A 26,219-nucleotide genomic window follows, 5' to 3' on the forward strand; every position below is an offset into this window, starting at 1 on the left:
TTCTCAGCTCTGGAAAAGAGCACATACTCAAAGCTTTAGCTTAAAAAAGGTGAGTAGTTACAGTTCTTCCAAGTTGTGCGCCTTTTTTCTGTCCTAAAAATCCAAACATATTCTGCACCAATAGTTTCTGAGCTTTTGCTGGCTGTATTAATAGTATTTTCATGATACTATACTCCTTGAGTACTTCAGGAATGTTTTCACTTTGTTGTTAACTGCAATTTCAAACCTTACGCCTGCCGTATTATCAGGAATGATTGAGAACTATGCTCAAGAATACAATTCTTACTATTGTATCTATTTTCATCTGTTTCTCCTGTTTATGCACGATATACCTTCCCTTCATCACCGTCAACAGTAAGCTGTTCTCCATCTTTCAAAGTCTTCATCACTCCTGGCACATTGACCACCGCCGGTATGCCGTATTCCCTTGCCACAATAGCTCCATGGGAGAGAGTGCCGCCCACTTCCATAACCAGAGCGTTTGCCCTTAAGAACAGAGGCGTCCAGCCCGGGTCTGTGGACGGAGCTACGAGAACATCTCCTGCCTGCAGCCGGGTATTTTCCCCGGGATGGCGGATTAGTCGCGCCCTGCCAGAAGCCCTTCCTGCTGCCACGCCTATGCCTGCCAGTACCTGCTCGCGCGCTTCAGGCGCCTGAACTTTTGGCTGGGGCGAATCATCTATTATAACATCTGGAGGCTCCAGATTGGATAATTCCTCTCGCATCCGTTTTCGATCTTCAACCAATATCTTTAAACCAGTTCCATCCCAGTAACCTGCAAGGATATCGATAATTTCCGGCAAGGCACAGTGATATACATCGGTCTTTTCATTCAATATCCCTTTATCCACCAGACGGCGACCGATATCTTGCAAAAGTAAGCGCGAGGATTCATAGGGCTTCACCATAACAGATCTGGCCATTTCTCTCATTTCTGCACCCTTTCTAGCCTGCCTGGCCCAGATACTGATCTTTATACGCTGAAAACTCCATTTTAGTTTTTCTTCAATTTCTTTTTCTACCGTATTTCGCTTTTCGGCCTGAGCTTTTCTATAATCGGCATTTCTGGGGGACAACAATTCTGCACGAATATTCTCAAGTAAATAGCCCGGATCCTCCCGCCATCGAGGATTTAATAAATCACTTTCATAAACCCCGCGGTGACCATAATCTTTCAGGAACTTTTCAAATTCGATCCTGAATTGCGAGCCTTCGGGAATTTCATTCTGAAATGCCTTAGAATCAAAGTGTTCGGCCATAAAGTACCTTCGTGCAGCATCGTCTCTTTGCGCTGTCTGTGCCAGCTCCATTAACCTGTAACCGTGCTCCGCGCTGGTCATCTTTTCTGAGGTTCCTGCAAGCAAGCCATTTGCAAGGGAGTAACCGCGGCCGGGAAAATCCGCATCTAGTGCCCTGGCCAGCATCTCTAAAGGTAGTGAGGCCGAAGAACCAAGAATCATGTATGGTGGTGCATATTCTACATATTTTTCCCTAATCTCCGAAAGAAGCGAAATAAGTTCGTTTTCATTCATGCCGCTGAAGTTCAATTGATTCCAGCTATCAGCCTTTTCCCAGATATCTTTAAATATTGTTTCGGCAGAGCCCTGGATCCGCAAGATATTGATACCATAATATATTTGCCGCAGGACTCGTTTCATTCCTTTCAGTCCGCTCAAGGGATTTCCGGCGGGAACTTTGATCTCAGGCTGGTGACCACCGATAAATTCATTGGTTTTTCCAGGCAAGAATCCCATTGCATCATAGAAACCCCATTGAAGCGCCGAAAGATTGAAGTATCCCCTCCCTTTGTAAAGCCTGACCCAGTTTATCCCGGGAGGCACATGATAGCCTGCAGCCTGAAGGTTAGCGCTCATCATTCTGGGAAGCATGCAGCTTGCAAGATTCCATGTAATAGTCGACGGGACCTGCGGCATTACATCCTTTAAGTTTGCGTTTGACCAGATGACAGGCTGGCCTGCTGTCTCAGGGAAGCTTGGTTCATGAAGGTTGGTCACAGGTCTTGCCTGAAGAACAACAAATTTGTTACCATAAAACGCCCATTCCATATCCTGATTAACAGTACCTGAACCCAGAGCCTCATGCACACGGAGAGTTAGCAAACCCAGTTCAGTAATCCGGCTGTCATCAAGGACCTGTCGTTTATTAGCGCCATCTCCTGAGCTTACAAGTTCCGTACCATATCCAAGTCTGGACCTCGTGTATTGTTTCTTACTTCCGATTTTCTTCTGAATAATCTTAGGCAGCAGAATTCTTGAATCTAACAGGTACTCATCCGGTTCTATAGATCCGCTGACCACCGACTCCCCCAGACCGAAATTGGCGCTGATAGCGACCCTGTCGCGCCGCCCTGTCAGCGGATCGCAGCTGAAAGCCACCCCGGCTGCCACCGCAGGCACAAGTTCCATAATGACTACAGCTGCTGCCACCTCATCATCAGTCAATCCCATTTTGCGTCTGTAAGCCACTGCACGCGGCGTCCACAGGGAAGCGTAGCAGCCTTTTACAGCCCTGCATATATCTGGAAGCCCAGCTACATTGAGAAATGATTCATGCACTCCTGCAAATGAGGCGCGGGCTGAATCCTCAGCAGTTGCAGATGACCTTACAGCCACTGGTTTATCAAGAAGTCTTATACCTGCAAGCCGCTCTGCCAGCTCCTTCCGTACGGCTTCGGGTATATGACCTTCGTTGATTTTCCGCCTGATCTCTCCCAGCATTTCTTCGTTTTCCAGTGCATCTTCTGCCTTAATGGAAGCTGCCGCATGAATGGGCTCGGCCAGCCCGTTATGCTGCATGAAATCCTGATAAGCCTTGGCAGTCAGGACACCGCCCGCTGGAACTAAAAAACCATAGCGGTTCAGGCGGCCCAGATTTTGCCCTTTGCCGCCAACTTCAGTCATGGCAGAATTTGCTGATTCATCCCAGTTAAGAAAATATTGGTTCTTACTCGTGCTCATATCTTCAATACCCGATTCGAGATACTTTTGCAGAAGAGTTCTCCCATCTAAATTCTGAAATACTTATTGCTCTATTATGTGGAAATTCCTGTCTCAATATCCTGCTTTATCTTCCTTTAATTTTCTTGGTAATAAAACTGACGGAATATTTCGGCGGGTACTGAAAAACATATGCACATGATCCACATTCACGGCAATATCTATGATTTTGATATCCATTAGGGATGCTCTATTAAAGCTTCCCCATTTTCTTAAGCAGCTCTGCGTTCAGGACACTTGCGCCTGCTGCGCCCCTTATAGTATTATGCCCCATGCAGATGTAGCGTATACCGGGGCGGATGCGTCCAACCGATACTGTCATCCCTCCGCCGATGTTCCTGTCCATGCGGGGCTGGGGGCGGTCCTTCTCTTCCTTTACCTCGATTACAGGGTTAGGCTCTGTGGGCAGGTCCGACAGTCCTGGATCAAAGCTCATGAAAGCCTCTTTAACCTCTTCCGGGAATGGATCATCTGACATCTCCACCCAGATTGCTTCTGTGTGCCCGTCTATTACCATAACCCTGTGACAGCTTGCGCTCACCTCGAACGGCGCATCGATGATCTTGCCTCCATCAAATTCGCCAAGAAGTTTCCGGGTCTCTGTTTCTACTTTCTCTTCTTCTTTTTCAATATACGGGATCACGTTATCCAGGATCGCCATTGAAGCCACGCCGTCATACCCTGCGCCTGAGATCGCCTGCATTGAGGATATGTATATTCTCTCAATCCCGAACTTCATAAGTGGCTTCAGGGTAACGGTCATCATGATAGTAGTGCAGTTGGGGTTTGTAATTATATAGCCATCCCAGTTGCGCTCATCCTGCTGGACATCAATAAGCCCAAGGTGTTCAGGATTCACCTCAGGAATAACGAGCGGGATGTCCTTCATCATCCGCATGGCACTGGCATTACTTGCAACAACAAAGCCTGCTTTTGCGAATTCAGGTTCCACAGTTTTAGCAAGGTCAGCAGGAAGAGCCGAGAAAACGATATCTGCATTGACTTTCTCTGTATCGACAGGCACTATGGTCATACCAGCCGCATCCTGGGGGATCTTGCTATCAAGCCTCCAGTTTGCTGCATCGCCGTATCTCTTGCCTGCGCTCCGATCAGATGCTGCCAGTGATGTCAACTCAAACCAGGGATGCTTGCTCAACATCTCAATGAATCTCTGGCCTACATTGCCTGTTGCACCGAGTACTCCTGCCCTTATTTTTTCCATAGCTACCCTGCTGGTTATTTATTGTTTATTCCAATGAGATTGCACTGCTCGGGCATGAGTCTACACATGTACCGCAGTCGGTGCATTCATCTTCATCCACTTTAGCCTTATCGTTCAGCTCTATCGCTGTTGCAGGGCATTCATCTACGCATATTCCACATCCTGTACATTCATCAGGGTTTACTTTTGCTGGCATTTATATCACCTTTAGCCCCTACCCATTGAACAAGTGAAATATAAAAGTAACGGTTCATAATTGGTAAATCCCAATTTTACAATGAAAGATGAACATATCAAACTCAAAAGGCTCTATGCATTATAACATTGAAAAAAGATTCGTGCTCAATTTCTTCTCTTCAAAAACAGGACAGAGAACGCATCAAAGTAGAAAAAAATAGGCACTTATTATGCCTATGATTTTCTTTTTACTGTATCTATATTGATATGCCCAGACCGGAAGTGATATACTTCGCCTTGTTTACAACACTGATAGTATCAGAGCCTGCGAACACAAGCCCCACAAATTTACCATCTTTATCTACTGCTGAGCCGCTGTCTCCTGGCTTAGAGAACGGTTGATTGATGTGATTGACGATTATCTGATCCCTGAATATTGCCCATTTATTACCGTAGGAGACTCTTACTGACGCCTGCGTATCTTGAACTGTATTTGTAGTAACACCAGTAGTTCTTCCGCTTTTTCTCACTGTATCTCCTTTTAATACTTCAGTTGTACCACTTATCGTGTAGAATCCATTATCTGTCTCATCCAGGACTTCACCTTTAGTCCCATTGACGACCAGAGTAGAGATTGCCGCATCTGCATAGTTATTTGCCCGTAAGTTATTGAATGTAATTGGTATGTACTTGTGAAGTTTCCCTATCTCATTATCACTTGTTCCTCCATCATATTTACCCGGCTGCAGGATTGGAGTTCCTATCGGAAGGAACTTTGATCTGCCATTCAACGCCAGGACATGCGCATTGCTCAGAACATAGCCATCATATGTAACCAACCCGAGCGTACCTGCTGTGATATACGGGTTCCCTACACTTATGCCGCCGAATACCGGCCTATTTATTCCTGTTCTTGAATATGTTGTTGCTTGTGTAGTTATTGATAACTGGGCTGCAGTTGTAGTTTGCAGGGCCTGTATTTTCCCTATCACCCTTGATTTCACAGGGAAACCATCAAGGGCTTTTGGAACTTTCCTGCTTACTTCAGGTCTTTCGATGTAAACGATGATTTCATTCTTATCCTCATCTACAGAAACACCAGAAACGCCTTCGATAGCGAATAACTTAGCCTCATGTTTCTCTCTTACCTCTTTCAGTTTTGGTTGAGATGCTCCACTGACCATTGATATCAGGATTATTGCAACAGCCAGCAAGATCATAGCCTTTTTCATATTATTTCACCTCTTTGATAACTTTATTTTAAGAATTCTATCTACCACAATGACTGGATAAGCTGACAACTCACCAGGCTACTAACTACTTCTTTAATAACTTCTCAACTTATAAATTTATTGTTGTTAAAAATTATAACCATAATTATTATAACTAATAAGTCAGTACCATCTACTCCCTTTATTTTATGGGAAGGATTAAGATAAAACCAAAGAGCAATTCTTAAATAGGTTGGTATGATTGCATCAAATAAATACTGGATTAGAGAATAGGAGACCCGGTATGGTACTAAATACAACAATTATACCACAAGGATGGGACTCTTATAGGGGAATAAGGGATTCAGTGAACCATCATCAGACTTGTCTGGTGGCTTCCTGATTCATCGTGCCCCTACTGAGACCACTCGTGCAGACTTCAATTCCCGCAGTTACTGCGGTACTGCGGAACGAATAGGTTCTCCAAGACCTATTTCGCCTGTAAAGTGACGCTATCTGCTGAGAAATTATCATGGAAACATATATATATCTAGCGCAAGGGGTACGATTTATTAAAAATTCGAGTGAGATGAGATGGAAGAAAAAAGAAGAAATACTGGAATCGATAGGGTCGGTCAGGTACCATGGGGTACGCACTTCTGTTTGTTTTATCATACCAGAGAGGACTTAATTGATATTTTAGTACCTTATTTTAAAACAGGATTAGAGAATAACGAATTCTGCATGTGGGTTACTTCAGAGCCTATTAGTGAAAAAGATGCCATGGAAGCAATGATAAAGGCTGTGCCTGATTTAGATAGCTATCTAGAAAAAGGACATATAGAGATTGTTCCGCATACCGAATGGTATCTCAAAGGCGGAGGTTTCAATCTGCACAGAGTTCTTGATGCCTGGATTGATAAATTGAACCAGGCACTGGCAGAGGGTTATGCCGGCATAAGGGTAACAGGCGATGCGATCTGGCCTGGAAAAATAGACTGGGAACACCTGATTAATTATGAGAAAGAGGTAAACAATGCAATCGATAGATACCGGATGCTGGCTATCTGTACTTATCCTCTTGATAGGTGTGGAGCATCGGAAGTCATCGACGTGGTCGGTACCCATCGTTTCGTTATTACTAAACGGGGGGGTGAATGGGAGCTTATCGAAAATGCCGAGCGCAAGCGGGCTGAGAGGCTGATTAAGGAATCTGAGGAGAGATACAGAAACCTCGTTGAACTCACAACTGATATCATATATATCTCTGACAGAGAGGGCAACAAGGTATTCATGAACGATGCTGGTTACAGAATACTGGAGACTACGCCAGAAGAGGCAATTGGCAAATCATGGTTGAAGTGGGTTCATCCTGACGACCGGGAGAGAACTGAAGAGAAATTCATGAAGATGATCGAACACAGCATCGATTTTCTTGATGAGAACAGGCTGGTGTCAAAGAGCGGCAGGATTATAAATGTTCTTCACAACGTAAGGGTTCTCAGAAACGAGAAAGGGGAGATTGCTGGAGTCCATGGAATCGCAAGAGATATCACCGAACGAAAGCATGCGGAAGAGGCATTACAGCACAGGATCGAAATGGAAAAGCTCATCGCTGGCATATCTACACACTTTATCAACATCTCGCCGGATGAAGTTGATAGCAGTATAGATCACACGTTAAAAACTATTGGGGAGTTTGCCGGTGTTGATCGGAGCTATGTTTTCAGGTTCTACGATGGCGGAATAAAGATGGATAATACCCATGAGTGGTGTGACGATGGGATTGAGCCGCAGATCCAGAACCTGAAAGGATTATCGGTTGATGATCTGCCATGGTTTGCAGAGAGAATAAAAAAACTTAAGACTTTTCATGTTCCCCGTGTTACAGATCTTCCGCCTGAAGCATATGCTGAAAAAGAGCATTTCCAGATGCAGGATATCAAATCCCTTATAGTTGTTCCTATGGTCTCTGGTACCTCTCTTATCGGGTTCCTTGGATTCGATTCAGTGAGAGTGGAAAAAACATGGCCTGAAGAGGATATACGACTTCTCAAGATGGTGGGAGAGATCTTTGTACATGCACTTGAGCGCAGGCGGGTAGAGGAATCGCTCATGCTGTTTTCTGAGGCTGTAGAAGAAGCCCCCAACGGGGTTCAAATCACTGATCTTGACGGCTATATAATCTATTCCAACAGGGCTGTAGAAGATATATACGGTTTCTCCCCTGCTGAGTACAAGGGAAGGCATGTCAATGAAATGAATGTAGATCCAGAGTTCGCAAGCTCGGTGATACTTCCAGGTATAAAAGAGACAGGGCGCTGGATCGGGGAGGTTATGGTCAGGCATAAGGATGGGCATGCATTCCCGGTCTGGCTGAATGCATCTGTGATCAAAAACAGCAGAGGTGAGCCGATAGCCATTATGGGCATTATCACAGATATCACAGAGCGCAAGCGGATGGAGGAGGCACTGCACAGAGCGCATGATGAGTTAGAGCTACGGGTCCAGGAACGAACAGCAGAACTGGAGGAAGCCAACAGAGCACTGCAGGCTGAGATCACCGAGCGTATGCGGGCTGAAGAGGCCCTGCGTGCCAGCGAGGAACGCTACCGCCGTCTTGTGGAGTTCTCTCCAGATGGGATCATTGTCCATAACCTGCGTGAGATTATTTTTGTCAATCCTGTAGCCGCAAAAATCCTGGGCGCCTCAAATCCACAGGAACTCATTGGAATCCCAATACGCCGGATTATACACCCTGATTATTGTGACATCGTCAAGGAGCGCCTCCGCATGGAGAAAGAAGGAAAGGAGGTACCGCTGATCGAAGAGAAGTTCCTCAGGATTGATGGTTCACCCGTAGATGTAGAGGTAGTGGTGATTCCCTGTACCTACATGGGTAAACGGGAAGCGCATGCCGTTGTAAGAGATATCACTGAGAAGAAAAAACTGGAAGCGCAGTTGCTCAGGGCCCAGCGCATGGAGAGCATAGGCACACTTGCCGGCGGCATAGCGCATGATATCAACAATATACTGACACCGATAATGCTATCCATGGAATTATTTCGAGAGAGATTTACAGATGAAGAAAGCAAGAAGTTACTTGATATTGTCGAAAGGAGCGCACAGCGTGGATCTAATATGGTGAAGCAGGTTATGTCATTTGCACGGGGGGTTGAGGGTGAACGTATAGCACTTCAAGTAACACACATTATAGCCGAGATCGTGAAGGTCATAAAAGAGACGTTCCCAAGATCTATTGAAATTAGAACTGATATACTCAAAGGCATCTGGATGATCTCTGGAGATGCAACACAACTGCATCAGGTTCTAATGAATCTCTGTGTAAATGCACGCGATGCAATGCCATATGGCGGTATCTTGAGCATCACTGCTGAAAATGTCCTCATAGATGACAACTATGTGCGAATGAATATCGAGGCTAAGGTCGGTCCATACATCGTTATTGCTGTTTCGGATACTGGAGATGGTATTTCCCCTGAGATATTCGACAGGGTCTTTGAACCATTTTTCACGACAAAAGAACCAGGTAAAGGTACAGGTCTTGGATTATCAACAGCTCTTGCAATTGTAAAAAGCCACGGCGGATTTATAAATATATATTCAGAGGTTGGAAGAGGAACGACATTTAAGATCCATTTACCTGCTCTTAAAACAACCGAGACACAGAGATCAGAAGAACAACAGTACGAGATTCCCGTAGGACATGGAGAACTGATCCTCGTTGTTGATGATGAGGTACAGATACGTGAAATCACCAGAAGAACACTGGAAAAATATGGGTACAGAGTAATTACAGCCGCTGATGGAGCTGAGGCAATATCATTATATCTGCAGCATAAAGAGGAGGTTAAAGCTGTTCTTATGGATATGATTATGCCGATTATGGAGGGGCCAGCCAGCATTCGAGCGCTGAGTAAACTTAATTCAAACATCAAAATTATTGCGGTTAGTGGGTTAGCAGATAAAGACAAATTTGCTAAAGTTGCAGACACTAAAGTACATGCTTTTCTGACAAAACCTTATACTGCAGAGAGATTATTGAAGACCATACACGAGGTTATAAAATGATCCCAAAAGTTCTCATCCTCACAGGCTTTGGCATAAACTGCGATATGGAAACCCAGCATGCCTTCAGGGTTGCAGGAGCACAGTCTGAGCGGGTGCATCTCACAGACCTGATTAACAGAACAAGGAATCTGTCGGATTTTGATATACTGGCGCTTCCTGGTGGATTCTCGTTCGGGGATGATATCGCCTCTGGCAAGGTATTAGCCAACATGATAAAGTATAATCTTGGAGGACAGGTTCAGGAATTCATAGACACAGGTAAACTGATCCTGGGGATATGCAATGGTTTCCAGGCGATGGTAAAGATGGGGCTTTTGCCTGGATTTAACGGTGATTACAGTACCCAGGAAGTCACACTTACCTTTAATGACTCAGGCAGGTTCGAGGATAGATGGGTACACCTGAAGACAAATCAGAACTCAAAATGTATATTTACAAAAGGAATAGAGAGTATATATCTTCCAGTACGCCACGGCGAAGGGAAATTTGTGGTTAAAAACTCTGATGTACTTGCTAGGTTAAGAAAAGGAAGCCATATCGTTCTGCAATACATGGATGGGGCAGGGAACCTCGCCGGATACCCATTTAATCCCAACGGCTCGGTGGATAGTATCGCCGCCATATGCGATGAGACAGGCAGGGTCTTTGGTATGATGCCGCACCCAGAGGCTTTCCAGCACAGGACGAACCATCCAGGATGGACGCGGGAGGAATTACCAGAAGAAGGGGCAGGTATGCAGATATTCAGGAATGCGGTTGAGTATGTGAGGGAAAATCCGTAAATTAAAATAAAATCCTCATTCTGCTGTCAATGGTGTATATAATCTGCTGCAGCTCCTGTTTCTTAAGCTCAAGATCATCAGTAAGAGAAGCAAGATGTTTTACTGATATATCAAGTTCCCGGCCTGATGCAGCCAGTCCATCCTGTAGAACCGCGATTCTGCCAGTAATGTTTGCCTCATCCTTGTTGATATCCATCTTTGATATTTCATCTTTTTTCTTCTCAATATCCTGCACAAGAGCATAATATTGTTTTTGATATGAATCAAAGGACGAAGTGACAATTCGAAGCTGCTCCAGCACTTTATCATGTTTCTCGGATGTAAGATTCAGTGCATTACCTTCAGCTATGTTCCTGAATTCAACAAAGAACTCAGGATCGACAGATTTAGGATCTGATAAGCACAGGTACAGCCATTCCCTGACATGTGGCGCAAGTGTATATCTTCCGCTTTCACTTAGCTGTTTAAGCCTGTTTAGCGGTTTATTCAAACGCAGGATAAGTCCATTGATCTCAGATTCTATTTTTTCTGCATTACTCTTGAGCACAGCAAGCTCATCCCTGTAATGCAGGTATTCTTTCCAGGCATTGCTGTCCCTGAGTCGGGTGAGAGCTATTTGTTTTTCTCTGAGTTCATTCTCAAGAGTGGCAATTTTTTCTTCTTTATCTTTTATTGAGCTTCTCTCGGTCTCAATATCAGAATGTATATCTCTTATAATCTGTATTGTTTTTGAGGCATTCTCAACAGCATCAATCAGGTCTTTCTTCTCCTTTATGGGTTCTACAAGCTGGTTCAGATACCTTCCAAGCATATTTACATCTGTGATTACCTGTTTTGATTCTTCAAGGAACACCATTTTAACATATCGGTAACTCTTCGTTATGTTCTCAAGACATACATTCAGGCTCTGCATGGTTCTTTCATGAAAACCCAGGATGGTTTTGACATCAGCGGTCTCAGGTATGGTTATATTCTCTACAAATATCCTGACCTGCTTTACCATATTATCCCTGTTACTTGTGGCGATTTTCACCATTTTAAGATGAAATCGTCCCTCTGGTCTTGCTTCTTCAAGTAGTGATGTACTTCTCTTTATCTCTTCCAGGGCATTCCCTATATCAGAATACAGCGAATATGCATGCCTGCCCAGATCATCTGATAATCCTCCTGAGATAGACTCAAGCCATACAGGAAGCTCATCAAACCCTATCTCGGTTGCAGACTGCTGTTTTTTACCAAAAAGTCTGTTAATCCAGTTCAATTTATATCCTTTATTACCCAGCTAAATCCGCATGGGATTATCTATATGCAATATTTACGAGATAGTATATCAAGTTTAGGATACGTTCAGTACTCTGTATATCGGTTCCATGAAATAAAAGCAATTATAATTGATGCTATAGGTCGTATGCCAGCCAATAACATCAACTGATAGAGTTCCACAAAAAGGTTATGCTGCAGCAGGTGCGGCCTCTACCTCTGTTTTTCTAACCTCTACTCTTCGCAGGGGATAAACCTGTTTAACGTCATGATAAATATTAGCCGAGAGTTTTCCAGTTATAACTTCCTGGATGAACTGAGCCATATCAAGTTCTTTTGCCCTTGATGCTATGACGTTATTCATTATCTGGCGTATTTCTTTTATCTGGTTCGCCCGTGCTCTTTTTATAGTGAAGCAAGATGGTTTTACCTTTAGGGTATAATCATCCTTTGTCTTTACTGATACGTTTGTCTCTACACTCGATGTCTGTCTCTTTACAAGTGAGCGCAGGTAATCCTGCGTAAGCTGGTGACCTGTGAATCTTGTGTATGCAGAGTCGCCTCCAACGTGATCCACTTTCAGAAGCAACTTGATGTTCTGTTTTGAAAGATCATTCGTCAACTCCCCGAGGGTTACTTCAACGACCCTTCCGATCAATTTCTCTGGTGCATCAGCTACTGTCTCTCCGATATTTGCTTTTCCAAACATGTCAGGTGCAACTAGGTTGTACCATTGTTTTGCTTTCCATCCTTCTGCTTTTGTTACTGCCAAATAAGTTCCTCCAGATTAATAGTATTAAGATTATGAAGTATATTCACAAATCATCTACCTAATAAAGTGTTAGATACTTAATACTATTTAATATATTGGTTTATATATTGAAAAACGACATCCTTAAGTTAGATAAGGACAATTCAATACAGCCCGTTGCGCGGGGGTAACCAAGCCCGGCCAAAGGTGATAGACTCAAGATCTATTCTCGCAGGAGTTCAAGGGTTCGAATCCCTTCCCCCGCATCCTCACAGTTATAGCTTAACTCAAAGTCATAGATATATTTTAATACTCCCCTTTGCATTAGGGTACAATTGTGCCCAGGTGGCCTAGTTGGTTAGGGCGCCAGACTCATAGGGTAATTTGAAGAGGCGCTTTCAGTCTCCTGAGAAATCTGGAGGTCACGGGTTCGGATCCCGTCCTGGGCATATCTTAACCACATCTATAGTCAAGTCCTTAGTTCTCTTTTCAAGAAAGCCCCTGCGGGGGCAAAATTATTAACAACGAACTTATACTAACTCAAAACGAACTCTTGGAGTTCGTTCCAGTTCGTTTATGTTCGTTGTTTTTAGACTATCAGATTTCAAGATGAGGAGGAAGAAATGCGTTTATACTTTCCTATACGTTGAAAAACGGAAAGAAAAAAGATTATCCTAAGCAGCATCAAAAAGCCCCTGATTTTATTCGTTAATATATATTATATTTAACAATTATGTTAATATACGTCTTTGTCTCATTGATGAGTGATAATATTACATCCGGTGTAAGTTAAATTTAATAAATCCGAGTCCAGCGAAGGATATAGACGGGCATACATATCCGAATATATAGTAGGAATGGGAGTAATGAACCACATCAAGACATCAAGATACGAATAAGTCAGGTAAAATTACTGCCATTTGGCATGGTAAAAAATGAAATCAGGCGAACCGAAAACTCTACGTAAGAAGGTTAAGAAAGTATTGCAGGATCGGTTGCAGCTACAGTCTGCATCATTAGATAACCAACAAGAGACATACGGCTTTATGGAGCGCCTCATGCCTCCGGCTTTGTGGTTGGTAATCCTGATGTTTGTTCTGACGATTGCCTTCTATCTGCTGGATATTAAAGAAAGCTACGATTCTACAAGCCTGACTCTTGCCCTTAACATTGTGTTCGTCATGCTCCCATCCTTTTTTATCGCAGTCATCGCTGTTCGCAGTTTTGTACGTACCGGGGCCTGGCCTGTCATGTGGATGGGGATCGGGACACTCGCTTTTGGACTGGCAGTACTTTTGAGCAACTGGATAAGGGTATGGGAGCCCAATGTTGCAGTAACCGATTTCACTATTGTTTCCCTCATTGCCGGCTCACTTCATTTCCTTGGAGCCTTCTTCGCGCTCAACAAGATTCCCCCTCAAGAGCGTGGTGCCGGGCGGTTGACTACTGTACTGCAGGTCTACTTTGGCACATTGGCTTTTGTCATTGTAATCACCTTAGTCAGTGTCCAGAACGTCTTGCCGCCGTTCTTTGTCCTGGGGGTAGGCCCGACTGCTCTGCGTCAGATGCTACAGAGCATAACTGCATTTCTATTCATCCTTGCGGGTTTGATGATTTTCCAACAATACTTGAGGTCAAAAGCTGCTCTGCTCCACTGGTACGCGCTGGGGTTGCTGCTGACGTCCCTATCATTGACTGGAAACCTGGTGCTGATATCGCTTGGCACGCCATTCAATTGGATGTTACGGGTTGCTCAGTTGCTCGGCGGAATCTACATGCTTATAGCGGCACTGGTTATATTGAAAAAAGCAAGAGCAGAACGCATATCAACCGGTGAAGCACTGGCCAGCTTTTTCCATATGCGGAAATCTAACCTGAACCTTTTACTGGACAGTGTCACAGACGCCATCATTGTTAGCGACAAGAGCTTCACCATTACCGGTTTGAACAAGGCCGCAGAGAATACCTATGGATGGAAAGCGGAAGAAGCCATTGGCAAGCATGCGATGGATTTTCTGCAAACCAGCTATTCATCTGGAATCAGTCGGCAGGACGTAGTAAACGACGTACTCCAGAAGGGCGACTGGTGTGCCGAGGTTACCCAGAAGCATAAAGATGGCAGAGAGATAGCTATTATGGCCTCAGTTTCAGCATTGAAAGATGAGGCGGGGAATGTTATCGGCGCAATCGCAATAAACCGAGATATCACCGAGCGCAAGCAGGCTGAGGAGGCGCTGCGGGAGAGTGAGGAGCGGTATCGGAGGCTCTTTGAGACGATGCAGGAAAATTTTTCCCTCATGGAAGTGATTACTGACGAACAAGGCCGCCCTGTTGATTATCGCTTCTTGGAAGTGAACCCTGCATTGGAGCGGTATTCTGGCAATTCTCGTGAGCAACTCGTAGGCCGTAAACATAGTGATATTATGGCGGCCGGAGGGGGGACCGCAGCGCAGAAGTGGTTTGATATAATCTGTAGGGTTGGCCTTACCGGAAAGGACGAGTCCGGGGAGCACTACGCAGTCTCGACAGGCCGCTGGGCTCAGTTTTATGCTTTCTCGCCACTCCACGGTCAGTGCGCTGTTATTTCAATGGACATCACCGAGCGCAAGCGGGCTGAGGAGACGCTGCATAAAGCGCACGATGAATTAGAACTACGTGTCCAGGAACGAACAACAGAACTGGAAGAATCTAATCAGGCATTGCAGGCTGAAATTGAAGAGCGCAAGCAGGCTGAGGAGCAGATACAAGAGCAAGCAGCTCTTCTCGATAAAGCGCAGGATGCTATTATCGTTAGAGATTTAGAGCACCGCATCACCTACTGGAATAAAAGTGCTGTGAGCATATACGGCTGGACAGCAGAGGAAGCTATAGGCAAAAATACCGATGAGTTGCTCTATAAAGAAGAGCCGCCCCAGCTTATAGAGGTCATGAAGAGCGTAATTGGAAATGGAGAGTGGATGGGCGAGTTGCGGCAACGAACAAAAGAGGGTAAGGAAATCATTGTCGAAAGCCGCTGGACTCTTGTACATGATGGCGAAGAAAAACCGAAATCAATACTTGTAATAAATACGGATATCACTGAGAAGAAGAAGCTCGAAGAACAAAACCTCCGTACTCAAAGGCTGGAGAGCATAGGCATGCTTGCAGGCGGAATAGCGCATGATCTCAACAATGTGCTGACACCAATAACATTATCTATCCAGATGTTAAAAGAAAAATTGAACGATGGACAGAGCCAAAAATTGCTTACTATTCTTGAAAATAACTCTGAGCGGGCAGCTAATTTAATAAAGCAAGTTATGTTATTCGCACGGGGCATAGAGGGTGAACGCAAACCCCTTCAAGTAAAACATATTATTACTGAAATCGAGAAGGTCGCAAAAGAGACATTTCCAAGAAATATCAAAATCAGAGCTGATATACAAAAAGATCTCTGGATGTCATCAGGGGATGCTACACAATTACATCAGGTTTTAATGAACTTGTGCATGAATGCACGTGATGCAATGCCAGATGGTGGTAACTTAAGTATCACAGCTTCGAATTTTTATGTCGATGAGATCTATGTACGGATGAATATCGAAGCCAAAGTTGGTCAGTATATTGTCATCACGGTCTCTGATACGGGGACTGGTATTCCTCCTGAAATAATGGACAAGATTTTCGAACCATTTTTTACGACCAAAGCACATGGAAAAGGAACAGGACTCGGTCTTTCAACATCTCTTGGAATTGTGAAGAGCCACGGTGGATTTATAGATGTGCAAAGTGAAGTTGGTAAAGGAACTGCATTTAGAGTCTATTTGTCGGCGATTAAAACTGAAATACAAAGAATAGAAGAGCATAAGCTTGAATTACCTGTCGGGTATGGAGAATTGATTCTCGTTGCTGAAGACGAAGGCTCAATTCGTGAGATTACCAGCTTAACGTTGAAAACGTATGGGTATAAAGTGCTTACAGCCGAAGATGGTGCACAGGCAGTAGCAGAGTATGCTCAAAATAAAGATAAAATCAGAGTTGTTCTTATGGATATGATGATGCCAGTTATGGATGGTCAGGCGAGCATCCAGGCAATTCGCAAAATTAATCCAGAAGTCAAAATTATCGTAGTTAGCGGATTAGCAGAGAGAGATAAACTTAGAAATATCATAAATCATACAAACGCTTTTTTGCCAAAGCCTTATACAGCTGAGATATTGTTGAAAACCGTATATGAGGTTTTAAGTGCGAAATAGGGTTTTCAGAATAGAATTATGTGAGAGAATAAGCCATGTTAACTTATGCGCAACCCTCCTCTCCGTAGATACTGCTAACTCCACAATCCTTATATACAACGAACATAATCGTACGTTAACGGACTAAAATGTACGATTAGTTGAGGATACTTATGCACCCGGTAATCAATGATATACTTGAAGCAACAAGAATGAGAATTCCCTCTATCAAGGATATGAAAAAAGGAAAGGTAATCTCACGGAATTTCAGGATGAGCATAGAATCCAGAAAGCAGAGGAACCAGATCCCCATTATCGCTGAGGTCAAACCCTCCTCTCCAGCCAGATTTATCAGGAGCGTAACTCCAGAAGGCGCAGTAGAGATAGCAGGACAGATGGAAGCAGGGGGTGCTGCGGCTATTTCCGTACTCACAGAACCCCGCTTCTTCAAAGGCAGTATCGAAAACCTGAATTATGTAAGGCAGGCTGTGGGGATTCCTGTGTTGAGAAAGGATTTCATAATCGATATAAACCAGGTTTATGAAGCAGAGAGCGATATGCTCCTGCTGATAGCAGGGATTCTGGATGATAAGCTGGGTGACTTTGTGAATGAGGCAATTATGTGTGGCCGTAAAACCCTGGTTGAGGTGCATAACGAAAAGGAGCTTGAGAATGCACTCTCAACTAGCACAGATATCATAGGGATTAACAATCGGGACCTCACCACAATGGTAGTGGATATATCTACTACCGAGAAGCTGGCACCGCTTATCAATGATAGAATAATTATAAGCGAAAGCGGGATATCAAGCCCTGAAGATGCTATACGTATGATCGACGCAGGAGCGGATGCGATTCTTGTAGGAACATCTATTATGCAGGGAAATATTTACGATAGAACCTATGAGTTAGTAAATGCATTGAACAGGTAGGATATAGACATGAAACAGGAGATCAGATCAACAAAATTCGGCAGATACGGCGGACAGTTCGTACCTGAAATATTGATGCCTGCCCTTGAAGAACTCACAGAGCAATATGAAAGATACAGGGATGACCCCACCTTTAATAAGGAACTGGATTATTACCTCAGGGACTTTGCAGGACGCCCTTCTCCACTGTATTATGCAAGGCAGCTCAGCAGGGAGTATGGAGTAAAGGTTTACCTCAAGCGCGAGGACCTCGTCCACGGCGGCGCCCATAAGCTGAATAATACGCTTGGTCAGGCGCTCCTGACCAGGTACATGGGTAAAAAAAGGATAATTGCAGAGACGGGAGCAGGTCAGCACGGCACTGCATGTGCAATGGCTGGCGCTGCCTTTGGTATAAAGACAGAGATCTACATGGGCGCAAAAGATACACAGCGCCAGAGAATGAATGTTTACAGGATGGAACTTATGGGTACAAAAGTGATACCTGTTAAAAGCGGCTCACAGACCTTAAAGGACGCCATCAACGAGGCAATGCGCGACTGGGCTACCAGTGTAGAGACAACCCATTATATGATGGGTTCAGTCGTGGGCCCGCATCCCTATCCTGCCATGGTACGGGATTTTCAGAGCGTCATAGGAAAAGAAGTGCGCACGCAGATAATGGAGAAAGAGGGACAACTCCCTGACTCTATCGTGGCATGCACAGGCGGGGGGAGCAATGCAATGGGGATTTTTTATCCATTTATAGACGATGATGTTGATCTGTTTGCCGTTGAGGCTGGAGGAAGCGGCATGAAGACTACAGAGAAGGAGGCACTGCACTCCGCATCCCTGTGCATGGGAGAAGAGGGTGTGCTTCACGGCATGCGCACAAAAGTACTGCAGAATAAGTACGGACAGATACTTGAATCAAGCTCGATAGCCGCAGGGCTGGATTACGCAGGTGTAGGTCCTGAACTTGCTTACCTTGCTGATACAGGCAGGATCAGACCGTGCAGTTCAATGGACAGCGAGGCACTTGAGGCATTCCATGATCTCTGCAGGCTTGAGGGTATAATCCCAGCTCTTGAATCCTCCCATGCTGTTGCATATGTCAAAAAAGCGGCAGAATCAGGAGAACTGGGTGATATCGTGGTGATAAACATATCAGGAAGGGGAGATAAAGACCTTGAGACGGTGATGGGGGTGAGAAAATGAGGATAGGTGATAAATTCAATGAGCTGAAGAGAAAGAATGAAGGTGCCCTGATTGCCTATATCTGCGCTGGCGACCCCACGCCAGATGACACAAAGAGGTATGTTGTATCGCTTATAAAGGGCGGGGCTGATATTATTGAACTTGGTCTGCCTTTTTCAGACCCTACTGCTGACGGCCCTACCATCCAGGCCGGGATTGAGAGGGCATTGAATGGCGGGATGACGCCTGATGTTTATTTTAAGACGGTTGGTGCTCTTCGTGTCAATACCCCGCTTGTGGTAATGACCTACTATAACCTGATATTCAAAAGGGGGCTTGAGACGTTCGTAAAGGACTGCGCATCATCAGGTATATCAGGTATCATTGTTCCAGATCTTCCTGCAGAGGAATCAGAGGAACTTGCTCTTCTCTGCAGTGAATATGATATTGATCTCATATTCCTTGTGGCTCCCACGACTACCGGGGCCAGAATGGATCGGATCTTATCACGGGGAACAGGCTTTATCTACCTTGTGGCGCGCCTCGGTGTTACAGGTGCACGGTCGGATATTGCAAGCTCGACCCAGGAACTGATTAAAAGGGTAAAGACCGCCACCCCCAAAGCTGTGGGATTCGGGATCTCGAACGGAAAGCAGGCCGCTGAGATAATCCACGCAGGGGCTGACGGGGTGATCGTGGGCTCTGCATTCGTTGATATAATTGCAAGCGGGAAAGATACCGAGCAGAGGCTTGAAGCACTGGCAAGGGAGTTGAAGGATGGGATAAGGGCGGTGAAGGAGAAATAACCATGACAGAAAAGAAGAGATTAGCTTGCCCATGCGGGAATACTGCAATGCGACTGAACCTGACCGACTCAGGTTCACTTGAGATCGAGTGTCCTGAGTGCGGTTCGGTCATGACAGTCGGCGCGGGGATATGTCCATCGAGACTTGAGAGGTATTCACTTTAGATTCTAATCACGTTTTATCCTCTGCACTACAAAGATTATAGCTACAGCGAAAGCAAGAGGAAGCACTATTGTAGGGAATTCCGGAATCTCTGCAGGATCTGAAGGAAGGTCACCGTATATAGAGTCGTCTGGTGTTGTAGAGTCATCTGATGTAGAGTCATCTGATGTAGAGTCATCTGATGTAGAGTCATCTGATGTAGAGTCATCTGATGTAGAGTCATCTGATGTAGAGTCATCTGATGTTGCAGAGTCGTCTGATGTAGAGTCGTCTGATGTTGTAGAGTCATCTGATGTTGTAGAGTCATCTGATGTAGAGTCATCTGATGTAGAATCGTCTGATGTAGAGTCGTCTGATGTAGAGTCGTCTGATGTTGTAGAGTCATCTGATGTTGTAGAGTCATCTGATGTTGTAGAGTCGTCTGATGTTTCCGATGCCGCTATGGTTTGTATAACCACTGGGAAACTGTTATCAGCTTTTAATGAACCACCTGAGTTGCTTGAACCTGCTCTACTAACGCAGGAGACTGATATATCTCTCTGTTCTGTCAATTCTCCATTGACATATATAGAGACTGTAGCATTACCATCTTTACTGGTTATTGGAATGTCCATCACTAGAATCTGTTTAGGAGCGATATCAAAGTTCTTTTCAACGCGACCACTGTTAGAAAGATCAAATATTACCCTCACATTCTCTGTATTATCTCCATTGTTCTTGACTTTTAAATCAAGAGTTGCACCATTATCGTTGAGCGTACATGACCGTACTTCCCAATCTATTGGTGATAGTGTATCGGATGCTAAAGCAAGTGTTGCAGGCTCTGAGTTAATCACTGAGTTAACTTGAGGCGTAGAAGTGGTTATTTCTAAATCCGTATCTTTATCCGCTCCTGTACTCGCTGTCAGAAATACAAATAAAGATAACACTATGGCAGATACGATAACTACAGCTGCTACTTTTAGTCTCATTATTTAATCACTCCTTAACTCTATAAATTAGCACAATGAATTACATATGTGCATAATTCCCACCATCTAATGGTGATGTCAATAACTATATAAGTTTCTATACATAAAAAACGTTAAGAGGTTAGACCATCTATTGAAAATATATACACCGAGTAAATACTCCTGATAGGTGTCACATCTCTAATTCACAGCCTGCACCCTGCCCTATCCCCTCATCCACCCTGACCTGAATACTTTTGATGTTATATGCACCGCTTGATTTTAGCGCACTTGCTATCTCTGATGTAAAATACTTGCACAGATCCTCAGCACTTGCCGATCTTGTTGGAAGTAACGTGACATCCTCAGATGGCAACAGGTATCGCTTTTTACTCTCAATGATCTCAATGGATATACCTTCCTTTCTCTCTATCCGCAGGCGCGGATCTTTTTCTGCGATCAGTACCCTGTGATCGAGCCTGTCACAGATACTGTTGACTATTTTCTTCACTTTCTCAAAATCGATAAGGAACTCCCCGATCTGTTCGCCCTCGATCCGCACGCTAACTGCATATGTATGGCCGTGAAGACAGCCGCATTTAGGGTGATCAGGTATGAAATGGCATGCTGAGAATCGCATTTTTGCCATCCAGCCATCGATTTCAATGAACATGGGACTTTCTTAATTACTCCCCTGGGTATAACTCTTTTGACGGATTTTGTTTCATATAGCTTGCATTTATTTTATATGTCCTGATATCATCTATCAGCGTATGGATTCATCAGATTCGTTATTCAGCAACGGCAGTGGTTCACTTTGCGTTCTCTGTCGGGGTGCAAAGTTATTATGCGGAAAAACGAGATGTCCTGTCCTTATAAAGTTCTATTCTAATATTAAAATAAAGCCTCTCACCGACAGTCTGAACATTGATGGCTCATCTCCGCCCGGTGTATTTGTAGGAAGGATAGGGTACCCATACGTATCTGTAGGTCCTCTGATCCCTCCCTCACATGGTGATACAGCCATTCTTGATACTCCAGAGATGTGGATTGGTAAAAGTATCGATGATATTGTTGATTTCCGCTCCCAGCTTGTGCGGGGAAAGCATCGTGTGCATATAAGAGACCTTGAGGGCAGCCGGATCATAGAAGCAACAAGAGAGATGGCGCTTTGCCCATCCCCTATCGATGTGGAGGCAGAGTTCCTAAAAAAGCCGGCGGTAAGGCTGGTGCTCGATGATGAGGTCCAGCCATTTGGCCCGACCGCCCCCCTAAAGAGGATTGATGTAGGCAGTACTAAATTTGACCAGAGGATGGAAAAAGCATACAATGATACAGATCTCAGGGCAAAGGATGCTGTTCTTGATCTGTATAATAGAGGTACTTTTGTCTCAAGCATCCAGAAAGCATTCAGCGTTGGAGCCTTTGGAGAGGGCAAAGCGCGCCGTTTTGTTCCCACACGATGGAGTATTACCGCTGTTGACAGCATGATATCCGCCCAGCTTATGGAGAACATGAAGGATTTTCCGATAATTAACGAGCATATGGTTTTTGAATCATGGCAGCTTGATAATCGGTTTGTGGTTTTGATGATACCGAGAGCCTGGAGTTATGAGCTTATCGAGGCATGGTATCCCAATACGGTCTGGAACCCTTTCGGGAAAGATGTTGTGATAATGGCATCCTCTGAGGGTTATGAGGGCAGAACCACATACGCTGAGATCGGAGGCTGCTATTACGCTGCACGGCTTGCTGTGAATGAGTACCTTGTAAAAGAGAAAAGGCAGGCGCGCGTGGTAATATTGAGAGAAGCACATCCCGGCTATATCATGCCAGTGGGTGTATGGAACGTGAGGGAGAACGTGAGGGCTGCACTCAGGACAGCTCCCAGAAAATTCCACTCCCTGGATGAGGCTTTTGAATATATCTCCATGCGGCTTGTTATTCCGAAGGAGCGGTGGATAAAGGAGAGCACTGTATTGAAGGATACATTATTCCAGCGGGGGCTTGAGGATTTTCTATAATTCTGGAGGATTAGACCATGTTGCCTGATCCTGTAAAATATTTTGTTTACTTCATATTAGGAAGCGTCTTAATTATTGCTATTACAGTAATAGCAGAAAAAAAGTCCCCTAAAATAGCTGGCATCATAATGTGCCTGCCTGTTATTACGTTCCTATCACTGCTGTTCATGGCCTTATCACAGGGAATTTATTTTTCAAGCAAAGCTGCAATCTGGAATCCTATTGGAGCTATAGCAGATCTGGTATATATGGGTCTATTTGCTGTCGGGATCAGATTGCCTGAGTACATTGGAAAAAATACAGACAAGAGTGAGAATGATAAAAATGATAGAATGGAAAAAATCAAGGAGATCATATCCGGGCTTTTATTTGGATTTACAGGATATTTTATCTCTATTTTAATCCTCAGTCAGTTCTCTGTGACAAACGGCTGGATATCCCTTGTATCTCTGTGGATTGCCGCTATTATCTCTTATATGATCTTTAAAAGAATGCAAGAAAAAAAGCAAGAAAAAAAGCAAGAAAAAAAGCAAGAAAAAAAGCAAGAAAAAAAGCAAGAAAAAAAGCAAGAAAAAAAGCAAGAAAAACTAAAGCTCTTATCTACAAAAGAGATCATTTTCAGGGGTTTGTTTGGAGGCAGTGTTGTGGCAGTGGTTGTAATCCTCGGGGATTCGATAGGATATATATGGGGCGGGCTGTTCTCATCATTTCCCGGTACAATTACTCCTGTCCTGGTTCTTCTTCACTTAAAAAATGGAAAGGGCATGAGCTTTAATGTTATAAAAAGCGCACCTATAGGACTGAGTGGTACCGGGCTGTATTCATTCATGGTATGGCTGTTATACCCTGCGTACGGCATAATCATCGGGACATTAATATCTTATCTCGCTGTATTAGGGTTTTTATCTCTGATGCTCTCCGATCTGAAAGTCAGGATAAGACTGGAAAACAGATTCTTTTAAGGAGATCTGATGATCCTGCCAAGTGCCGACTTTCCGAAAGCTGCACCCAGACCCACTACACCTTTGCTGAATGCAGCATCGAGTGAATCCACCGCCTTATCAACCTGGTCTTTTGTGACGGTCAGCGGCGGCTCAAATCTCAGAACCAAAGGAGCGAGATCATAGTAGGATGTGAGGATTCCATGGTTATTGAGCAGGTGACTGATTATCATAGGGGCCAGGTTCTCGCGCAGGGCAGCACCTCCTATAGAAGGAGAGTTGAGCTCAATGCCCAGCATCAGGCCTTTGCCCCGTATTTCTTTTATAAGGCTGTGCTTTGATTTTAGCATCTCCAGCCTTTCTTTTGAATAGCGTCCTATATCGGCAGCACGTCCTGAAAGATCATCCCTGAGCGTAATCTCAATTGTCTTCAGGGCCGCGGCGCAGGCTCCCGGGTTTCCTCCAAAGGTTGAGATAACCAGATCGAATCTATCACGCGCCCCAAAAGCCTTTTTCCATATTTCCTCTGTAGTTACGGAAACACTGATCGGGATAACACCTGCACCCAGCGATTTTGAGAGAATGACAATATCGGGCACCGCCCCATCGTACTCAAGTGCAAATAATTTACCTGTGCGCCCGAACCCGGTCTGGATCTCATCAAGGATAAGGAGCGCACCGTATCTGTGACACAGCTCCTCAGCATCCTTCAGATAACCGCAGGGAGGAACAATTGCCCCACCTTCGCCCTGTACCGGCTCTATGATGAATGCAGCAACATCCCCTCCACGAAGCTTCTGCTCAAGCGATTCGAGGTCCCCAAAAGGGATGGTCTCGCAGTGCTCCAGCAGCGGGCCGAAAACTCTCCTGTATCTTGTGGCTCCACCGACTGATAACGCCCCGAAGGTCAGCCCGTGGTAGGCATTATGGCATGAGATAAACTTTTTCCGATGAGAGTAAGCCCTGGCAGTTTTTAAGGCCAGCTCGACAGCCTCAGCGCCTCCGCTCCCAAAAGCTGTCATGGTAAGGTTGCCTGGAAGGAGCTCCGAGAGATTGGCTGCTAAAGCTCCCATCAAATGATTGTAACCCGCTAAAAGAATTGATGGGAGAGAGGATGCATTTCTGACCGCTTCCAGTACCTCAGGGGGATTATGGCCCAGATTCAGTGCACCGTAGCCAGCAGAGAAATCCATGTAGCTCTTTCCCTCATCATCATACAGATAAATGCCCTCTGCACGAATATAGCGCTTATCCACATTAGCAAGCTTCAACAGGTTCGCCTCCTCTGGATTGACATGTTTTTTAAAGAGCTCTATTGAATTTCGCCGTGTGGATTTGAGTGCCTCCTCGAAGGTTATTATTTGCCTGTGTTCCTTCATTATCTCACCTTCTCAACTTACCATGTTTTAAATCCTATCTCTTTAAGTTTATATAAGGCATTGGTAATGGAAGACGGAGTTAAGTTATTGGGAGACACCGAATGGTTTTAATTAGACCTTTTAAGGAACGCGATAACTCAGCTATGTTAGATATAGAGAAGCTGTGCCCGCAGGGTAATGAGAGATATGCAATTGGGGTTGACAAAAGTCCGAATGCTATTGCCAGATATGAGCTATATGACAATTGGAACATCCTTGTAGCCGAAGAGGAAGGAGTAGTCGCAGGCTGGATTGGCTGGACTATAAAACACAATCCGATCCAGAGGGAATCATATGTATATTTAGTTGAGGTAATGATACATCCGGAATTCAGGAGAAAAGGAATTGCTACAAAACTTGTAATGGAAGCAGAGAAGAACGCACAAGGTAGTGGTTCTGGTTATATCTATTGTTTTATATTTGGACCTAACTATGCCTCTAAAACTTTGTTTAAAGAGCTTGGTTATTCTAACATCGGAAATTTTAAATCATATGCATTACCTGTCTATAAAAGAGCTAATATTGCACAGAAATTTAAAATAGAACGTATTAATAGAACCGATGTTCCTGATGCAGTGAGCCTTATTAATGCTTATTATGCGAAGCGTACGCATTTTGTGCCATACACTCCTGAGAGCTTTGAATCTTATGTGAATAGAATCCCTGCCTACGGATTGGAGAATTTCTGGGTAGTTAAAGATGATGGTAAAATTGTGGCATGTGCAGGGTTATGGGATTGCTCAGTACTGCAGAGAATGTATTTTGCTAAAGTGCCGTTTGCATGGAAAGTTATGAAAAAGGTATTTGGATTTTTGAATCTGTTTAGTAGAATGCCGAAGATACCTGCTGAAGAAGAATTTTTTAAGGTATATTATGTCACAGATCACGCATTTGAACCGAACAGCTCTGATGCTATGTTAAACCTTATAGGATGTTTCAATAACATCCTATTTGATGCCAGATGGGATTTTTTTGTTATCCTGCTAGATCCTGGTGATACTCTATCTCAAATCATCAAAAAGTGTAACTACTCACCTTTTTTAAGCTAAAGCTTTGAGTATGTGCTCTTTTCCAGAGCTGAGAA

At 44.3% G+C, this 26,219-nt stretch carries 19 protein-coding genes and 2 tRNA genes; 12 read left to right on the top strand and 9 right to left on the bottom strand.

Annotated elements, in window-relative coordinates; all coding sequences use genetic code 11:
- Window positions 1–317: 317 nt before the first annotated feature.
- The 4 genes from ANME2D_RS15300 to ANME2D_RS15315 all read right to left on the bottom strand — a co-directional run bounded on the left by ANME2D_RS15300 (window position 318) and on the right by ANME2D_RS15315 (window position 5,648).
- Window positions 318–2,921, bottom strand: a complete 2,604-nt coding sequence (locus ANME2D_RS15300; protein WP_198527450.1) for a PEP/pyruvate-binding domain-containing protein — start codon at window positions 2,919–2,921, stop codon at window positions 318–320.
- Between the two features lie 289 nt (window positions 2,922–3,210).
- Window positions 3,211–4,239, bottom strand: coding sequence for an aspartate-semialdehyde dehydrogenase (gene asd / locus ANME2D_RS15305; protein ID WP_048093416.1), 1,029 nt, complete (start codon window positions 4,237–4,239; stop codon window positions 3,211–3,213).
- A gap of 25 nt (window positions 4,240–4,264) precedes the next feature.
- The gene (locus tag ANME2D_RS15310) at window positions 4,265–4,435 is read right to left on the bottom strand and encodes a 4Fe-4S binding protein (protein WP_048093418.1); all 171 of its coding nucleotides are present in this window, start codon (window positions 4,433–4,435) and stop codon (window positions 4,265–4,267) included.
- A gap of 238 nt (window positions 4,436–4,673) precedes the next feature.
- Window positions 4,674–5,648, bottom strand: a complete 975-nt coding sequence (locus tag ANME2D_RS15315; RefSeq protein ID WP_048093419.1) for a chymotrypsin family serine protease — start codon at window positions 5,646–5,648, stop codon at window positions 4,674–4,676.
- A 573-nt stretch (window positions 5,649–6,221) separates the two neighbouring features.
- Here ANME2D_RS15315 and ANME2D_RS17155 point away from each other — a divergent pair.
- Both ANME2D_RS17155 and purQ read left to right on the top strand, forming a co-directional pair.
- The gene (locus tag ANME2D_RS17155) at window positions 6,222–9,719 is read left to right on the top strand and encodes a PAS domain S-box protein (protein WP_052368980.1); all 3,498 of its coding nucleotides are present in this window, start codon (window positions 6,222–6,224) and stop codon (window positions 9,717–9,719) included.
- Window positions 9,716–10,501, top strand: coding sequence for a phosphoribosylformylglycinamidine synthase I (gene purQ / locus ANME2D_RS15325; protein WP_048093421.1), 786 nt, complete (start codon window positions 9,716–9,718; stop codon window positions 10,499–10,501). Before ANME2D_RS17155 ends, purQ begins: the two co-directional genes overlap by 4 nt.
- A 1-nt stretch (window position 10,502) precedes the next feature.
- On the opposite strand, the gene ANME2D_RS15330 is transcribed toward purQ, so the two are convergent.
- Both ANME2D_RS15330 and ANME2D_RS15335 read right to left on the bottom strand, forming a co-directional pair.
- Complete coding sequence (locus tag ANME2D_RS15330; RefSeq protein ID WP_048093423.1) at window positions 10,503–11,762, bottom strand: hypothetical protein; 1,260 nt, start codon at window positions 11,760–11,762, stop codon at window positions 10,503–10,505.
- Window positions 11,763–11,951: 189 nt separating this feature from the next.
- Entirely contained in the window at window positions 11,952–12,533 is a 582-nt protein-coding gene (locus tag ANME2D_RS15335) for a 30S ribosomal protein S3ae (protein WP_048093426.1), read from the bottom strand.
- Between the two features lie 160 nt (window positions 12,534–12,693).
- On the opposite strand from ANME2D_RS15335, the gene ANME2D_RS15340 reads away from it, so the two are divergent.
- The 7 genes from ANME2D_RS15340 (at window position 12,694) to ANME2D_RS18270 (ending at window position 19,804) form a co-directional block, all read left to right on the top strand.
- A tRNA-Leu gene (locus tag ANME2D_RS15340) sits at window positions 12,694–12,778 on the top strand.
- A gap of 73 nt (window positions 12,779–12,851) precedes the next feature.
- Window positions 12,852–12,961, top strand: a tRNA-Met gene (locus ANME2D_RS15345).
- Between the two features lie 609 nt (window positions 12,962–13,570).
- A complete protein-coding gene (locus ANME2D_RS17160) occupies window positions 13,571–16,747 on the top strand; it encodes a PAS domain S-box protein (RefSeq protein ID WP_198527451.1) in 3,177 nt (1,058 codons plus the stop codon).
- A gap of 152 nt (window positions 16,748–16,899) precedes the next feature.
- Complete coding sequence (locus tag ANME2D_RS15355) at window positions 16,900–17,658, top strand: indole-3-glycerol-phosphate synthase (RefSeq protein ID WP_048093428.1); 759 nt, start codon at window positions 16,900–16,902, stop codon at window positions 17,656–17,658.
- A gap of 9 nt (window positions 17,659–17,667) precedes the next feature.
- On the top strand, window positions 17,668–18,855 hold the full coding sequence (gene trpB / locus ANME2D_RS15360) for a tryptophan synthase subunit beta (protein ID WP_048093430.1): 1,188 nt from the start codon (window positions 17,668–17,670) through the stop codon (window positions 18,853–18,855).
- The gene (trpA, locus tag ANME2D_RS15365) at window positions 18,852–19,640 is read left to right on the top strand and encodes a tryptophan synthase subunit alpha (RefSeq protein ID WP_048093432.1); all 789 of its coding nucleotides are present in this window, start codon (window positions 18,852–18,854) and stop codon (window positions 19,638–19,640) included. The genes trpB and trpA overlap by 4 nt, the downstream gene beginning before the upstream one ends.
- A gap of 2 nt (window positions 19,641–19,642) precedes the next feature.
- The gene (locus ANME2D_RS18270) at window positions 19,643–19,804 is read left to right on the top strand and encodes a hypothetical protein (RefSeq protein ID WP_157834170.1); all 162 of its coding nucleotides are present in this window, start codon (window positions 19,643–19,645) and stop codon (window positions 19,802–19,804) included.
- Between the two features lie 3 nt (window positions 19,805–19,807).
- On the opposite strand, the gene ANME2D_RS17165 is transcribed toward ANME2D_RS18270, so the two are convergent.
- Complete coding sequence (locus tag ANME2D_RS17165) at window positions 19,808–20,773, bottom strand: hypothetical protein (RefSeq protein WP_052368982.1); 966 nt, start codon at window positions 20,771–20,773, stop codon at window positions 19,808–19,810.
- 172 nt (window positions 20,774–20,945) lie between these two features.
- A complete protein-coding gene (locus ANME2D_RS15375; RefSeq protein WP_048093434.1) occupies window positions 20,946–21,425 on the bottom strand; it encodes a 6-pyruvoyl trahydropterin synthase family protein in 480 nt (159 codons plus the stop codon).
- A gap of 100 nt (window positions 21,426–21,525) precedes the next feature.
- Here ANME2D_RS15375 and ANME2D_RS15380 point away from each other — a divergent pair, with 100 nt between their 5' ends.
- Together ANME2D_RS15380 and ANME2D_RS18275 are read left to right on the top strand one after the other, a co-directional pair.
- Entirely contained in the window at window positions 21,526–22,776 is a 1,251-nt protein-coding gene (locus ANME2D_RS15380; protein WP_048093436.1) for an Nre family DNA repair protein, read from the top strand.
- Between the two features lie 17 nt (window positions 22,777–22,793).
- The gene (locus ANME2D_RS18275; RefSeq protein ID WP_048093438.1) at window positions 22,794–23,738 is read left to right on the top strand and encodes a hypothetical protein; all 945 of its coding nucleotides are present in this window, start codon (window positions 22,794–22,796) and stop codon (window positions 23,736–23,738) included.
- On the opposite strand, the gene ANME2D_RS15390 is transcribed toward ANME2D_RS18275, so the two are convergent.
- A complete protein-coding gene (locus ANME2D_RS15390) occupies window positions 23,735–25,096 on the bottom strand; it encodes an aspartate aminotransferase family protein (RefSeq protein WP_048093440.1) in 1,362 nt (453 codons plus the stop codon). The genes ANME2D_RS18275 and ANME2D_RS15390 overlap by 4 nt on opposite strands.
- A 101-nt stretch (window positions 25,097–25,197) precedes the next feature.
- Between ANME2D_RS15390 and ANME2D_RS15395 the strand changes: the two genes are divergently transcribed.
- A complete protein-coding gene (locus ANME2D_RS15395; RefSeq protein ID WP_048093442.1) occupies window positions 25,198–26,184 on the top strand; it encodes a GNAT family N-acetyltransferase in 987 nt (328 codons plus the stop codon).
- Window positions 26,185–26,219: the final 35 nt, after the last annotated feature.

The sequence above is a fragment of the Candidatus Methanoperedens nitratireducens genome, assembly GCF_000685155.1.
GTDB lineage: Archaea > Halobacteriota > Methanosarcinia > Methanosarcinales > Methanoperedenaceae > Methanoperedens > Methanoperedens nitratireducens.